This window comes from Cocleimonas flava, from assembly GCF_004339015.1.
GTDB lineage: Bacteria > Pseudomonadota > Gammaproteobacteria > Thiotrichales > Thiotrichaceae > Cocleimonas > Cocleimonas flava.
Genome location: NZ_SMFQ01000002.1, coordinates 790,635 through 805,433 on the forward strand (window position 1 = coordinate 790,635; position 14,799 = coordinate 805,433).

The 14,799-nt window shown below is 42.9% G+C and carries 14 protein-coding genes; 10 read left to right on the forward strand and 4 right to left on the reverse strand.

The window, feature by feature from the left end; all coding sequences use genetic code 11:
- Window positions 1-77 precede the first annotated feature (77 nt).
- Together fadA and fadB are read right to left on the reverse strand one after the other, a co-directional pair.
- Window positions 78-1,268 carry an acetyl-CoA C-acyltransferase FadA gene (gene fadA / locus EV695_RS03630; RefSeq protein WP_131904545.1) on the reverse strand — a complete coding sequence of 397 codons (1,191 nt, stop codon included), beginning with the start codon at window positions 1,266-1,268 and terminating at the stop codon, window positions 78-80.
- Window positions 1,265-3,433, reverse strand: coding sequence for a fatty acid oxidation complex subunit alpha FadB (gene fadB, locus EV695_RS03635; RefSeq protein WP_131904546.1), 2,169 nt, complete (start codon window positions 3,431-3,433; stop codon window positions 1,265-1,267). Before fadB ends, fadA begins: the two co-directional genes overlap by 4 nt.
- Window positions 3,434-3,679: 246 nt before the next feature.
- Between fadB and EV695_RS03640 the strand changes: the two genes are divergently transcribed.
- The 4 genes from EV695_RS03640 to EV695_RS03655 all read left to right on the forward strand — a co-directional run bounded on the left by EV695_RS03640 (window position 3,680) and on the right by EV695_RS03655 (window position 8,297).
- Entirely contained in the window at window positions 3,680-4,147 is a 468-nt protein-coding gene (locus EV695_RS03640; RefSeq protein WP_131904547.1) for a PaaI family thioesterase, read from the forward strand.
- A 135-nt stretch (window positions 4,148-4,282) separates the two neighbouring features.
- On the forward strand, window positions 4,283-5,236 hold the full coding sequence (gene glyQ / locus EV695_RS03645; RefSeq protein ID WP_131904548.1) for a glycine--tRNA ligase subunit alpha: 954 nt from the start codon (window positions 4,283-4,285) through the stop codon (window positions 5,234-5,236).
- On the forward strand, window positions 5,236-7,311 hold the full coding sequence (gene glyS, locus EV695_RS03650; protein ID WP_131904549.1) for a glycine--tRNA ligase subunit beta: 2,076 nt from the start codon (window positions 5,236-5,238) through the stop codon (window positions 7,309-7,311). Before glyQ ends, glyS begins: the two co-directional genes overlap by 1 nt.
- 836 nt (window positions 7,312-8,147) lie before the next feature.
- Window positions 8,148-8,297 carry an entericidin A/B family lipoprotein gene (locus tag EV695_RS03655; protein WP_131904550.1) on the forward strand — a complete coding sequence of 50 codons (150 nt, stop codon included), beginning with the start codon at window positions 8,148-8,150 and terminating at the stop codon, window positions 8,295-8,297.
- A gap of 100 nt (window positions 8,298-8,397) precedes the next feature.
- On the opposite strand, the gene EV695_RS03660 is transcribed toward EV695_RS03655, so the two are convergent.
- A complete protein-coding gene (locus tag EV695_RS03660; RefSeq protein WP_131904551.1) occupies window positions 8,398-9,168 on the reverse strand; it encodes an enhanced serine sensitivity protein SseB C-terminal domain-containing protein in 771 nt (256 codons plus the stop codon).
- A 334-nt stretch (window positions 9,169-9,502) separates the two neighbouring features.
- On the opposite strand from EV695_RS03660, the gene EV695_RS03665 reads away from it, so the two are divergent.
- Window positions 9,503-10,384 (forward strand): Dyp-type peroxidase, encoded by an 882-nt coding sequence (locus tag EV695_RS03665; protein WP_131904552.1) that lies wholly within the window; start codon window positions 9,503-9,505, stop codon window positions 10,382-10,384.
- Window positions 10,385-10,471: 87 nt separating this feature from the next.
- Here EV695_RS03665 and msrA read toward each other — a convergent pair whose 3' ends face one another.
- Window positions 10,472-10,963: a peptide-methionine (S)-S-oxide reductase MsrA gene (msrA, locus tag EV695_RS03670; RefSeq protein WP_131904553.1), complete on the reverse strand. Its 492-nt coding sequence runs from the start codon at window positions 10,961-10,963 to the stop codon at window positions 10,472-10,474.
- Between the two features lie 337 nt (window positions 10,964-11,300).
- On the opposite strand from msrA, the gene EV695_RS03675 reads away from it, so the two are divergent.
- The 5 genes from EV695_RS03675 (at window position 11,301) to EV695_RS03695 (ending at window position 14,799) form a co-directional block, all read left to right on the forward strand.
- Window positions 11,301-11,675, forward strand: a complete 375-nt coding sequence (locus EV695_RS03675; RefSeq protein WP_131904554.1) for a DUF302 domain-containing protein — start codon at window positions 11,301-11,303, stop codon at window positions 11,673-11,675.
- A 63-nt stretch (window positions 11,676-11,738) separates the two neighbouring features.
- Complete coding sequence (locus tag EV695_RS03680) at window positions 11,739-12,101, forward strand: TraR/DksA family transcriptional regulator (protein WP_131904555.1); 363 nt, start codon at window positions 11,739-11,741, stop codon at window positions 12,099-12,101.
- Window positions 12,102-12,164: 63 nt separating this feature from the next.
- Window positions 12,165-12,773: a rhodanese-like domain-containing protein gene (locus EV695_RS03685; protein ID WP_131904556.1), complete on the forward strand. Its 609-nt coding sequence runs from the start codon at window positions 12,165-12,167 to the stop codon at window positions 12,771-12,773.
- Between the two features lie 299 nt (window positions 12,774-13,072).
- Window positions 13,073-14,161, forward strand: a complete 1,089-nt coding sequence (locus tag EV695_RS03690) for a formate dehydrogenase subunit gamma (protein WP_131904557.1) — start codon at window positions 13,073-13,075, stop codon at window positions 14,159-14,161.
- Window positions 14,158-14,799 (forward strand): hypothetical protein, encoded by a 642-nt coding sequence (locus EV695_RS03695; protein WP_131904558.1) that lies wholly within the window; start codon window positions 14,158-14,160, stop codon window positions 14,797-14,799. The genes EV695_RS03690 and EV695_RS03695 overlap by 4 nt, the downstream gene beginning before the upstream one ends.

Consider the following 14,799-nt stretch of genomic DNA (forward strand, 5'->3'; position numbering starts at 1 on the left):
CACCCCCCTACTTTAGGACACTTTTTTAAAAAAGTGCCCTAAAGTAGGGGGGTGTCAAATTAATGCTAAATGATTAACTAAACCCTTTCAAAGACCGTTGCAATACCCTGTCCATGACCAATACACATTGTCGCTAAGCCAAAGGTTGCGTCTTTCTGTTGCATAATATTCATTAAGGTTGTGGAAATTCTTGAACCAGAACAACCCAATGGATGCCCGAGTGCAATTGCGCCACCGTGGAGATTCACCTTCTCGTCCATTACATCCATAATGCCTAAGTCTTTCAGGACGGGCAGTGATTGCGCGGCGAATGCTTCATTGAGTTCGAATACGTCAATATCAGCTACCGTTAAACCTGCTCTTTTCAGTGCTTTGAGCGAGGCGGGTACTGGGCCGTAACCCATAATAGCTGGATCAACACCTGCTAATCCCATTGAAACAACTCGTGCGATTGGCGTTAGCCCAGCCGCTTGTGCTGCTTCTGCCGACATAATCACCATTGCTGATGCGCCATCGGATAATGCAGAAGATGTTCCCGCCGTTACCGTTCCACCTTTGGGATTAAACACTGGGCGTAATGCAGAGAGTGTTTCTACAGTGGTTTCTGGACGAATGACTTCATCAGTATTAGCCATCATCGGGACGCCTAGCGCATCGTGGCCTGGTGTTGGGACGATCTCATTGGTGAATTTTCCATCTAGCGTTGCTTGCTGTGCGAGCCTGTGGGATCTTGCGCCAAACTCATCTTGTGCTTCGCGCGTGATGCCGTGTTGTACTGCCAGCATTTCAGCGGTCATTCCCATCATATTAGACGCCATTGCCGCATGCTTTGCAAAACCGGGATTAATATCGATACCGTGATCCATCGGTACATGCCCCATGTGTTCAACGCCGCCTATAATGTAACAATCACCCTGCCCTGACATAATGCTTTGAGCCGCTGTTTGTAATGCCTGCATCGAAGATCCACACAGGCGATTGACTGTTTGCGCCGGTACTTCATGAGGCAAACGTGTTAGTAAAGCCATTGTTCTGGCAATATTCAAACCTTGTTCCATGGTTTGATAAACACAACCCCAGATCACATCATCCACCTTTGCAGGATTAAGGTTTTCATTGCGATCGAATAAGGCTTCAACCAAATGCGCAGATAGCGTTTCGGCGCGTGTGACTTTATATATACCGTTTTTAGATTTGCCCATTGGCGTTCTAACGCAATCGACGATTACGGCATCTCTCGGATTACATTTATTACTCAAAGTACTCATGCTTCACCCCCAAAGAACTGGACATTATTTACAGCCATATCGGCCAATAGTTTTGGTACTTCGTAAGCCGCACCCAAATCAGAATATTTATTTGCCATCGCGACAAACTCTGCGGTGCCGATGGAATCGATATAGCGCAACGCACCTCCTCTAAAGGGTGGGAAGCCGATACCCCAGATCAAGCTCATGTCTGCCGCTTCTGGTGAATCAACAATCTTATCTTCAAGACAACGAACCACTTCTAAACACAATGACAGCATCATGCGTTCGGTGATTTCTTCATCGCTGAAGTCATCTGCGGCACGTTTGTTGGTGGAAGACTTTGCTACCAGCGCAATCGCCTCTTTATCCACTTTCTTTTTCGGTTTGCCGCGTTTATCTGGCTCGTATTGATAGTAACCACTGCCAGATTTTTGACCTAAGCGACCTAATTTATACATTTCTTCTGTGGCAGCTTCAAAATCGATTTTCATGCGATCGGGGAAACCTTCTGCCATTACCGCAGAACCATGACAGGCAACATCAAGCCCCACAACATCCAGCAAATACGCAGGGCCCATTGGCCAACCGAAGCGCTCCATGACTTTATCGATGTGCATAAAGTCTGCACCATCGCTAACCAGTTTTTCGAAGGCATTCAAATACGGGAATAATACGCGGTTTACCATGAAGCCCGGACAATCATTAACTACAATCGGCTTTTTACCAATCGCTAACGCATACGCAACTGTTGTAGCGATGGTTTCTTCAGAGGTTTTTTCACCACGGATGATTTCAACCAATGGCATTAATGGCACAGGGTTGAAAAAGTGCATGCCACAAACACGTTCTGGTTTTTTCGTGGCTGTTGCAAGTTCTGTAATGGAGATCGTTGAGGTGTTTGATGCGAGAACGGTATCTTCGTCTACGATATCTTCCAGCTCTGCGAGTACCATTTTCTTGATCTTTACGTTTTCGACAACGGCTTCAACGACGATATCCGTATTTGCCACATCACCATAAGTCAGCGTGGTATTGATGCGAGCTAGCGTATCTGCCATCACGTCAGTCGTCATAATGCCGCGACCCACACGTTTAGCCAGAAGCTTTTTCGCTTCTTTCATGCCTAATTCCAGGGCTTCGCTGTTGATGTCTTTCATGATAATCGGCGTGCCTTTCAGCGCACTTTGGTAAGCGATGCCGCCACCCATAACGCCTGCACCCAGAACAGCTGCGGATTCAATTTTTGCCGCTGTTTTTGTGAGTTTTCTCGCCTGGCGATTCAACGCCTGATCGTTTAAGAACAAACCAACCAGATTGGCAGCAACTTCAGTTTTGGCTGCTTTTACAAAGCCTTTAACCTCAACAACCATCGCTTCATCACGATGCATATTAGCGTGAGTTTGCATCGCATCGAGTGCAATTTTTGGTGCAGGATAATGGGGTCCTGCTTTTGCCAGAATCATGCCTCTGGCTGTTTCGAATGACATTAACTGTTCGATTTTATTCAGCTTGAGGCCATTACGCTTTTCTTCACGGCGCGCTTCGTAATCCATCGAACCGTCGATACAACGTTTCAATAAGGTCATCGCTGCATCGTATAACTGATCTGGTTCTACAACCGCATCAACCGCACCTTTTTTCAGGGCTTCTTCCGGGCGTTGTTGCTTACCCGTTGCAATCCACTCCAGTGCGTTATCCAGACCGATCAAACGTGGCAGACGGAAACTTCCACCCCATCCCGGGAATATGCCCAGACTGATTTCTGGCAGCCCAACTTTGGATTTTGTGGTGATTACGCGGTAATCGGTTGATAACGGCAGCTCGAAACCACCGCCTAATGCCACACCATTGATGGCGCAGACTGTTGGGAACGGTAAATCTTCGATCTCCGCGAATGCTTTTTGAATGTCGAGCAAGCGCTGTTCAAATTCTTCATCGGGCAGTGCGAACCAACCCAGAAATTCAAAGATATCTGCACCAACGATAAAATCACGCTTACTGCTGGTGAACAGTAACCCTTTGATCTCGGAAACTTTCTCTTTGATTGACGAAACAGCCTCAATCACCTCTGAAATAGTGGCGAGATTGAGTTTATTCACCGACGAATCTTGCAGATCGAAATTTAGCTCTGCTATACCGTCTGAATTAAGTTTGACGGTTAGGCATTTGCCTTGATACATCATGCTTGCTCCTTTTTGTTATTACTAGCATTGTTATTACTTGTATTCTTATTGATTTATTAGTCACCCCCCCTACTTACAGCCGTTTTTTTGGACAGAAGGAGCCGTGATATTGAATTTAATTACAAACTTTAGTGTAGATCATTTGAACAAATAGTTATGTAAGATAAATCAAAATTAATGTTAGGCTTTAAAACTATAAAAATAAAATTAACACATAAATTAATACATATATGACGAGGTGAGAAAATGACAGATAGCGCTTTTCAGGATGCATACCCGGAAGCACTCAGCCATTGCTATGGTTGCGGCAGTAATAACGATCACGGTTTACAACTAAAAAGTTACTGGGACGGCGATGAAACTATTGCCAGATACAATCCACGCCCTGAACACACGGCTATTCCCAATTTTGTTTATGGTGGTTTGTTGGCATCAATTATCGATTGTCATGGAACCGGCTCTGCATCGGCTGCGGCAACCAAAGAATACGGCGTAGAAGGTGAACCTGCTTTGCGTTTTGTGACGGCTAATTTGAATGTGGATTTCCTTGCACCGACACCAATGGGGGTTGAATTAGAAGCACGCGGAACTATTCGTGAACTCAAGGAAAAGAAAGTGATTGTAGATATCGTGGTTTCTGCAGATGGCAAACCTTGCGCAAAGGGATCTGTGATTGCGGTGAGAATGCCAGATTCAATGATGCCGAATGATTAGAAAAAAGCCCTCCTAAGTAGGGGGGTGTGTTTCATTCAATCTGATTAAATCCTTGTTTTGGTAGTGCAAGTCCTTGCGCTATTACAGTATACTTTCCGCCTTTAAATAATCACTACTTATAGGCGTTCGTAGAACATGTCGCAGCAAAATATACAACAGTACGACACATCAACATTCCAAGGTTTAATTTTTGCCCTACAGGATTACTGGGCAAAGCAAGGCTGTGCGATTTTACAGCCTTACGATATGCCGATGGGTGCGGGCACTGATAACCCAAATACATTCTTACGCGCGATTGGCCCAGAGCCATGGAATGCAGCGTTCGTTCAACCTTCGCGACGCCCTACTGATGGCCGATACGGTGAAAACCCAAACCGCCTGCAACGTTATTATCAGTTTCAGGTATTGATGAAGCCATCACCATTAGAGATTCAGGATTTATATCTGGGTTCCTTGAAAGCTCTAGGCTTCGATCCGCTAGAACACGATATCCGTTTCGTTGAAGATAACTGGGAATCTCCCACGCTTGGTGCATGGGGTCTCGGCTGGGAAGTTTGGCTAAATGGTATGGAGGTTACTCAGTTCACCTACTTCCAGCAACTGGGCGGCTTGGATTGTAAGCCAGTTACGGGCGAGATTGCTTACGGTTTAGAACGCCTTGCGATGTATTTGCAGGATGTTGAAGTGGTTTACGACCTGGTTTGGACGATTGATCCTTCAGGTAACAAAGTTACTTATGGCGATGTTTATCATCGTAATGAAGTTGAGCAATCAACCTACAACTTTGAAGTGGCAAATGTTGAAGAATTATTCCATCACTTTGACGCGGCAGAAAAAGAAAGTCAGGTACTTATCGAGAAAGGATTGCCATTACCGGCATACGAACAAATGCTAACGGCTTCGCACGCGTTTAATCTACTGGATTCTCGTAATGCGATTTCGGTAACAGAGCGTCAGCGTTATATGTTGCGCGTTAGATCATTATCACGTGCTATTGCAGAAGCTTATTATGCGTCTCGTGAGGCATTAGGTTTCCCTCTGGTGAAAGATAAACCTGAGTCAGATGCTGCCAAGAAGGAGGACGTATAATGTCAGATACAGCAAACGCAAACCTACTGATTGAAATCGGTACTGAAGAACTTCCTCCAAAAGCACTGAAAAAATTATCAGAAGCATTCACTTCTGGCGTGGTTGCTGGTTTAAAAGAAGCCTCTTTAGAAGCTGAGGAAGTGATTTCTTATGCTGCGCCTAGACGTCTAGCGGTATTACTCAAGAACATTCCGGTAAAACAGGAAGATCAATCGGTTGAACGCAAAGGTCCGGCGAAAAAAGCAGCATTCGATGCGGATGGCAATCCAACAAAAGCGGTTGAAGGTTTCGCACGTTCTTGTGGTGTTACTGCATTTGATCTAGAAGAAATTGAAACTCCAAAAGGTATCTGGTTAGTTTTTCGTCAAGATGTTGCGGGCAAAGCGACTAGCGAATTAGTGCCAGAAATCGTCAATAAAACACTGGCAAAACTACCAATACCAAAGCGTATGCGTTGGGGTAGTAGCGATATCGAATTTGTTCGTCCGGTACACTGGATTGTGATGATGCTCGGTAGCGATGTTATCGACGGTGAAGTGCTTGGCATTCAATCAGGCAAGCAAACCTTCGGCCATCGTTTCCATCACCCTGAAGCTATTACGATTAATTCTGCCGAAAGCTACGCGCAACAGTTACACGATGAAGGTCATGTAATTGCATCGTTCGAAGATCGTCGCGCTGAAGTGCGTAAACAAGCCGAAGAAAGTGCCCAAAAGTTGGGGGGTGTCGCGCATATTGAAGATGGATTACTCGACGAAGTCACGGCTTTGATCGAATTACCTATTGCAGTCAGCGGTAGCTTTGGTGAAGAGTTCCTGGAAGTGCCTCAGGAATGTTTGATCACCAGTATGCAAGACCATCAGAAATACTTCCCCGTGGTTGATAGCAACGGCACATTGATGCCTTACTTTATTACCACCAGTAATATCAAAAGCTCGAATCCAGCTGCGGTTAGTCAGGGAAATGAGCGTGTAATCCGCCCTCGTTTTGCGGATGCTAAATTCTTCTGGGATCAGGACTTAAAAGTAAAACTTGAATCACGCAGAGATGCGACCAAGAAAATCGTGTTCCAGCAAAAACTGGGAACGCTCTATGAAAAAACTGATCGTGTCTCTAAACTTGCGGGTTATATTGCCGGAGAAATTGGTGCAGATCAGCAATTAGCTATGCGCGCCGCTGAATTATCTAAATGTGACCTACTCAGCAATATGGTTCAGGAATTCGCTGAACTTCAAGGCATTATGGGCAGCTACTATGCGAAGCACGATGGTGAAGATGCTGGCGTTGCTGCGGCAATGCAAGAGCAATATCAACCCGGTTTTGCGGGAGATGTGATTCCGGCAGGCGAAGTCGGCAAAGTGCTGTCACTGGCCGATAGAACGGATACATTGATGGGTATATTCGCTATCGACATGAAGCCAACGGGCAGTAAAGATCCGTTCTCTTTGCGTCGTGCGGCTCTGGGTTTACTTAGAATCATTATCGAAGGTGATCTAAATCTAGACCTGAAATCGATGTTGACTGAAGCGGCTAAAGGCCTGTCGGATAAAGTCGATGCAACACCAGCAATTGACGATACCTTTGCCTTCATCATGGAGCGTCTAAAAGCGTATTATCAGGATCAGGGTATTAGCGCCGATACAGTAAACGCGGTTGCCAGCTTGAGCCCAAGTCATCCATTAGATTTTGATCAACGTGTTAAAGCGGTTGCCGAGTTCGCAAAAATGCCAGAATCAGAATCGTTAGCTGCAGCAAACAAACGTATCAGCAACATCTTGAAGAAAGTTGAAACTGAGATACCTGCTGAGGTCGACCAGTCATTACTCAACGAGCCACAAGAAAAAGCGTTGTTTGATGCAATTAGCGCACAGCAAATGATCGTACAGCCATTATTTGCCAATGGTGATTACTCAGAAGCACTGTCATCGCTTGCAGTATTGCGCGAAGACGTCGATAACTTCTTCGACAACATTATGGTTATGGATGATAACGAAGCGCTAAAGAACAATCGATTAGCGTTGTTATCACAATTACGTAATTTGTTTTTAGACGTTGCCGATCTGTCTAGACTTTAATTAGAGAAGAAATTTCTAACGCTGTTTTGAAGAATCTACATAAGTCATAATCATTACTTATGTAGATTCTGATTTATTCGGTCGATGATTTTTGACCGTTCATTTCAAATCGACACTTTATAGCCTAGATCGCACGCACTATCTTTTTGGTGTTGGCAAATTTCTGATTGAGTTGCTATTATCCTTCCAAGTTAAGATAATAATTAAAAATAAGACAGATACTCTACACCTCAGGATTACCTTGCTAAGTTAACTGAACTAGCGTCTTATAAATTAATTAAGTTTTTTTAAATATCTTACTGAAATGTTTGTCAGGTTTTGTACGTTTGGGGAAATGTATTTTGACTGGATGAACGCTTATGCAGAAAAACGCATAGGCCAAATAAAGTTGTACCCCTCTGCCGGGGAAAGCAGAGAGGTACGGGGTAGAGACTGGTAGTTATTTTATTTTTATTTATTAACTAAACTACTCTTCGCCTCAGGGGCTTGCTAAAAAATTCCATTCGAGCTTTATTAAGCTTCTTTGTCTTCTGTTTGAATTATTATTAATCCATTTTGTTATGCCTAATATAATGCAAACACGATGCCAACTTTCCCAAAAAACACCTAAGACATTGTTTTAAATGAATATAATAAATTCTATTTTGTGCGCAAAATTAAATTTTAGGTGCCAAAACACTGTCACTTGCTGACAATTTAACGGCATAAATGTCACTAATGTCAGGTTTAAACGTGTCATTTAATTTAGATGACACAATTAAATAATATCGATTTGCAATTCACCCTAAACTGATTTAAAACGCAGTTGTCTAAACGAGAAACAGAGGGCTAAAAATATGAAGAAATTATTAGTAGTGACGCTTATCACAGCATTTGGTTTATTTACCTTAAATGGCTGCAGCACCATTGCCGGAGCTGGCAAAGATATTCAGGATGTGGGCGGAGCAATCACAGATAAAGCTGAGAGAGCGAAGAAGAAAGAATAAGGTTTATCTCACGCATAAAAAAAGCCCTTCAATAGAGGGCTTTTTTTATGCGTGTAAATTGCATTTACACGATTTAATCGGGTAGCTAGTTATCACATCGTTAATGCATAACGCGCGATTCTGCGGTGTAAAATGGCACAATGTTCTCAACCATAAACTGACTGATATCCGGATCGTCCTGGTCTACCACATAGAAGTCGACCGTCTCATACATCATGTCATCTTCGAGTAATGAGATCTTTTGAATCGCGGTATCGATAATTTTCTCGAATTTACCCTTACCTTGAATACCCACCATCAAATGCTCTTTGTCATCATCTGCTGGTATTTGAATGGTGCCTAAATATGCGGCTTCAACTTCTTTTTGACGTGAGAAGTATTCTGTCAAAACTCCGGTGAAAGTTTCAGAGACATTCTCCGGCATACCAAGAAGTACTTCGGTATGTTCATCCAGTGTGAGTTCGTTATTTTCCATTAAATCGGTATCCAGCAGGATAGCAATATCTTCCGGGTCAAACTCCATACCAAATTCAGAATTCGGGTTTAATACCAAAGGCGCGCCCATGGTTAGTTGAAACAAATCAACCGTGGTTAACTCAAGATAAGGCTCATCGCTAGCAATTGCCTGTTGTAGCATCTGTAACGAAGTAAAGAAGGGTACGACTGGGCTTTGGTCGGTCTCGCGTTCCCAGTGCTGAATAATAACGGCTTGTTCTTCTTCTAAAGTGAAGTTACCCGTATCTTCCTCTTCTGGTTTACCCAAAACGAATATTTTAGATTCCATTAATGCTTCATAAAATGCGGGAGCTTCATTGTGATCTGCAGCTGCTTTATGGAGTGCTTTTTCAAGATCGTTTGTTGGAAGTAACATCTATTTTCTCTTTTATTAGTCGTGTTTCAGTCAAAATTATACAGTTAAATAGCAAGAGTCAACCGATTCAAGATAAATGCTCAGAGCAATCTGATCATAGTCATGAGCGGCCTATTAATTGCATGCAAAGCTTATTCTGTAGGGCTTTTTGAGAACTCTGCTTATTTATTATACACCCCCCTACTTAGAGGCACTTTTTTTAATCACAGTAACGGAAAGTAAATTTTTTAAATGATCAGACTTTTACTATCTATCTCTTTTTAGCAATTGATCATAAATGCTTTAATTTTTACCTTTTGATATGATCTAGTTTTAAAGCGCTATGGATCAATGCATGACTTATCAAACCGGTATTATCGATGAAATTCCCTTACTTGCCCGTTATCAATACTATCGTTTGAAACCAGGCGCAAACGCCAAAGCGGTTTTGCAGGAACTTGCCGATATAGCGGTAGAAAAGAATATTGTCGTTGGTTTAGGCCAGTCATTAATTTTGGCGATGGATGCTGAAGTCCCTAATATGAGAAAAATGCCTGAGTTTAGTGGCAAGGGCATCGAAATCCCAACCACGCCTCACGCACTATGGTGCTGGATTCGTGGAGAAGACCGTGGAGATCTATTACACAAGGCACGCTTGATAAGAAACACGCTTGCACCTGCTTTTGTACTCGATAAAGTGACCGATGCATTCCGCTACGATAAATTCCGTGATTTATCAGGCTATGAAGATGGCACAGAAAACCCGACCGGTGATGATGCGCTGGAAGCGGCTATCAGCCAATCTTCTGAAAAAGGACTAAATGGCTCTAGCTTCGTTGCTGTTCAGCAGTGGACACATGATCTAGACACATTCCAGTCGATGTCTCGCCAGCAACAGAATCATACTTTTGGTAGAGATCAGGTAAGCAACGAAGAACTCGATGATGCCCCAGAATCAGCGCATGTAAAACGCACCGCACAGGAAGATTTCGAGCCAGAAGCATTTGTCATCAGACGTTCTATGCCGTGGGCAAATGAAACCGAGGAAGGCTTGGTATTTGTTGCCTTCGGAAAATCATTCGATGCGTTTGAAGCCCTGATGCACCGCATGATTGGTAATGACGACGGCATTATCGATGGCTTATTCAGTTTTACCCGACCCACCACAGGCAGCTACTTTTGGTGCCCACCCATCACGGATGGAAAACTTGATTTAAGCGCCGTGTTAATCAAGTAAACGAAACAAGTAAAAAAAACTCTCTGAAGCCTCAGTTAAGCAATGCTAACTGAGGCTTTATCCAACGGAATTACTCGTCAGAACTAACTAAGATAATGTCCAGTCTGGTCTTATCGCATGGCAAGTGTAGCCAGTAGGATAACGTTCCAGGTAGTCCTGATGTTCTGGCTCAGCCTCCCAGAAATCGCCTGCAGGCCTAAGCTCGGTCACTACTTTCCCCGGCCACTTACCTGATTTATTCACATCTTCGATGGTCTGCTCTGCCACTGCTTTTTGTTCATCGCTGGTGTAGTAAATACCCGAACGATACGACGTGCCGCGATCATTACCCTGTTGATTCAAAGTAGATGGATCGTGAATCTGAAAGAAGAATTCCAACAATGTGCGATAACTCACCACTTCGGGATCAAATTCAATTTCAATGCCTTCTGCATGCGTTCCATGATTGCGGTAAGTCGCGTTCTCTACATCACCACCGGTATAACCAACGCGTGTAGCGATAACGCCTGGACGTTTACGGATAAGGTCCTGCATTCCCCAAAAACATCCGCCTGCTAGTATTGCTAATTCTGTACTCATGGTTCACTCCTGTTATTTCTAATATGTATTTCCAAGAACCAATTCTAAGAAATAATAGTATGCTTAAGTCACCCCCCTACTTATAGGCTGTTTTTTCTATATCAATGACGCTGGGGGTTATTGATAATTACAAACACAATATATCCAATTGACTCATTGAAGCGTAATACAGTTGATACGCAGCTCGCTTACAAAACGGATGAAATAAATTTGATAAACAATAGTGCTAATATAAAACACCTCTGTAAAACGTTAAATACATTTACACTAAGCCTTACTTAACGGTATACGGCGCTTTACTGTAATACGATATTTAACTCATTCTGGATATATAACGATGAAAAAAACAACCATTAAGCACAGCGTAGCAGATGCTGCAGACCTCGTAGTAAACTCCTTAAAAGAAAAAGGTTTTACCATTTTTGCGGATATTGACCATCAAGCGAATGCAAAATCTGTTGATCTTGAAATGCCTGCATCACGCGCTATTATTTTCGGTAACCCACTGTCTGGCACAAAGTTGATGCAGACCGATATTATGATGAGTCTGGATTTACCTTTACGTCTGGCAATCATCGAGAACGAGGGTGAAACACAACTGATTCATCAAACGCTGGATGATTATACGCCGAATTATCAAGTCAAAGATCATCCGGTTCTGATTAAAATTAAAGGCTTATTCGCCACGCTAGCCGCCGAATTAAATGTGTAAGCATCATTTCTAGGCGCTATTAATGTGGTTAACATTAGTAGTAAACATAATCAGCTAACTTTTATGGCAATCGATAAAGCGAAACAAATTCCGGATACGAAAATAGCGCTTGAGCAAAAACTGCAAGAGCAACAGGCGATTCTACAAACTGCACAAGCGGATGCGGAATTTATACGTCGTCCACATTGTAGAGATGCAGGCGAAATTGCCGAAGAAAGAGATCGTGCGGTGATTATTGATAACACCTTGCAACAAGCCCAGCAAAGTATCCGCCAGATTAAGATTGCTCTGGGTAAAATCGCAACCGATGAATATGGTTATTGCGATCGTTGCGGTGATGAGATTTCCCCGCAACGATTAAGTATTACCCCCGAAGTGGCGTTTTGTCTGAATTGTCAGGAAAAAATCGATAACCGATCTATCTAAAATCAAACAAAGCCACCCCCCTACTTTGAGGCATTTTTTTACTAACTAAGGTGTTGATATAGCATGAACAAATACTTTTTCATTTTATTATTGATCACCATTAGCATGCCTTCTGCTGCTTACGATAAAAGTAAACTCACAAAGAAATGGCAGCACACACCGTATGATTTATATCTGAGTGCAAAAGAAGCTTATGAGATGAAAACCAGTAATCCTGAAACGGTATTGTTGCTGGATGTCAGAAATGAAGCAGAAATTCACTACACCGGAATCCCCGATACCGTTGATGCCAACATTCCCTATCGCTTCGATTCCAATGAATGGAAGATGAAGAAAAAAGGTAAATTTGGCACCTTTAAAATGCCTAAAAACAAACACTTTATTGCCGCCATTAAAAATGTATTAAAGGCGAAAAACATGAGCACCGATAATCCTGTGATTATTATGTGTGCAACCGGTAATCGTGCCCCCTTTGCAGTGAAAGCATTGCATGAAGCTGGCTTCAAAAAAGTCTATTCTCAGGTTGAAGGCTTTGAAGGTATTAGAGCAAAAGAGGGAAAAGATAAAGGAAAACGCACCGTCAGCGGCTGGAAAGTCAGCGGATTACCCTGGTCTTATGATCTTGTACCCGAGAAAATGTATTTCAATTTTGCGCCCAAGCAAAGTAAATAAAAAAATCCTCTTTAATTGCTTTTCATATTAACGATTTGAATCTTAGAAATGCGAAGTTAACCTAAACGGGTATACCCTATCTGCTGAATGCTGCGGCTATTTAATGCCAAACCTACCTAACGCTGCACCTATCCAATTAGGATATTTAAATTCTACAGCAAACCTCATAACATGAATCTCCCCCCTTTATCTCAGTCATTTGATGATAAATATCACCTTTTAGGGTTTAAGCACCCCCTTCAAATTTAAAAGTAAGTAAGATAATTAATGACATAGAAATAATTATTGAGCATTCGAATATGACAAAACTAAAACACTTCTGGTTTCTGGGCATTATGATGATGCTATTCAGCTTTAATATTAACTCGGTATCTGCGACAGAGAATCTTAAAGATGCTAATTCTGGTTTGGCCGATGCCGTTTCCTTGCAACAAGAACGCGTGCAAAGCCCGGGTAGTGATTTGTGGCGAAATGTGCGTCAAAGAGATGCAACCATCTCAGGTAGAACACAAGTCAAAGGCCTGAAATCAGGGACGCTGATTGATACCAAAAACAACCAATGGCGCAAGGTACGTAGAGAACTACTATTACCTTATGGAGGCTATTTTCTGATGGGTGCTTTGGGAATAATTGCTCTTTTATTTCTTTTTATAAAGCGTCAGAGAATACCCAATGGAAAGAGTGGTCAAACGGTCACCCGAATGTCTACCATGCAAATGATCACCCATTGGTTTCTGGTCGTCATCGTGGGTTTCATGTCGATTACCGGCTTACTGTTATTGTTTGGGCGCTTCGTCATTATCCCTTTAATGGGTGCCAGTGCCTTTTCCCCCATTGCCTCAGCAAGTAAGGAAGGCCATAACCTGATGGGTCCATTGCTGGTAGTTGCACTGTTAATGATGTTGATTTATTACGTGCGACATAATTTTCCTGCAAAAGGAGACCTCAAGTGGCTGTTAACAGTCGGAGGCTTGTTTAGCAAAAAGCATTTAGAGGTTGGCTACTTTAATGCCGGCGAAAAAATATTGTATTGGGCGACTATCGTGCTTTGTACGGTGTTATCCATTACCGGCTTATTGCTACTTTTCCCTTATTACGAACCCACTATTGACCGCACGCAACTTGCCTTATTGATTCATGCGATTGCCGCACTGGCACTGATTGCGATGGTCTTCGGTCATATCTGGATGGTGTATACCGTTGAAGGCACATTCGATGCGATGGATACGGGCGAGGTCGACGAAAACTGGGCTAAGTCACATCATTCACGCTGGTACAAAGAAAAAACCCAGACAAACGAAGATGATGAGGGTGAATTGAGCGCCTCAAGCGAAGGCACAATAAGCAAAGACCCGTCCAGTGAAAAAGAACAAGGAGCATACTCATGATAGACAGCTTTATTGATGGGCCTTTATGGTACTTCTCGTTATTCATTTTCTTTGCTGGTGTTATTTTACGCTTGGGTAGCATCATATTCAGCAAACACAAAGTCGACTTATCCGTGGCTAAAGGACCTGAAACCCCTGGCGCGTTGCGAACCCTTTTCAGCCGCTTTATTCCTGACAAGGGTTTGTTTAAACACATAAAGTTTCAGGTGATTGCGGGGTATGTGTTCCACTTAGGCTTGTTTGCAGTCATATTTTTTGCTGCACCCCATATCAAATTTTTAGACAAACACTTTCTTGGATTTTCCTGGCCTGCACTGCCGCACTGGGGATTTCTGGTTGCTGCTCAACTCGCTTTCTTAGGCTTAATTTTATTATGGCTTCACCGCATAATGAGCCCAGTTAGCCGCCTTTTATCAACAAAAGGGGATCACATCTCATCTATTCTGACCTTTGTTGTGTTACTCACAGGTTGCTTGGCATTACTGGAATCGTTTAGCTCTTTACGATTACTGCACCGATTTAGCGTTGAATTATTTCTGATTTATTTTCCGTTTAGCAGCTTGATGCATGCGTTCACTTTTGTACCGAGTCGTATCTTTACTGGTGCATGGTTTGGACGTCGTGGAATTAAATCCTAG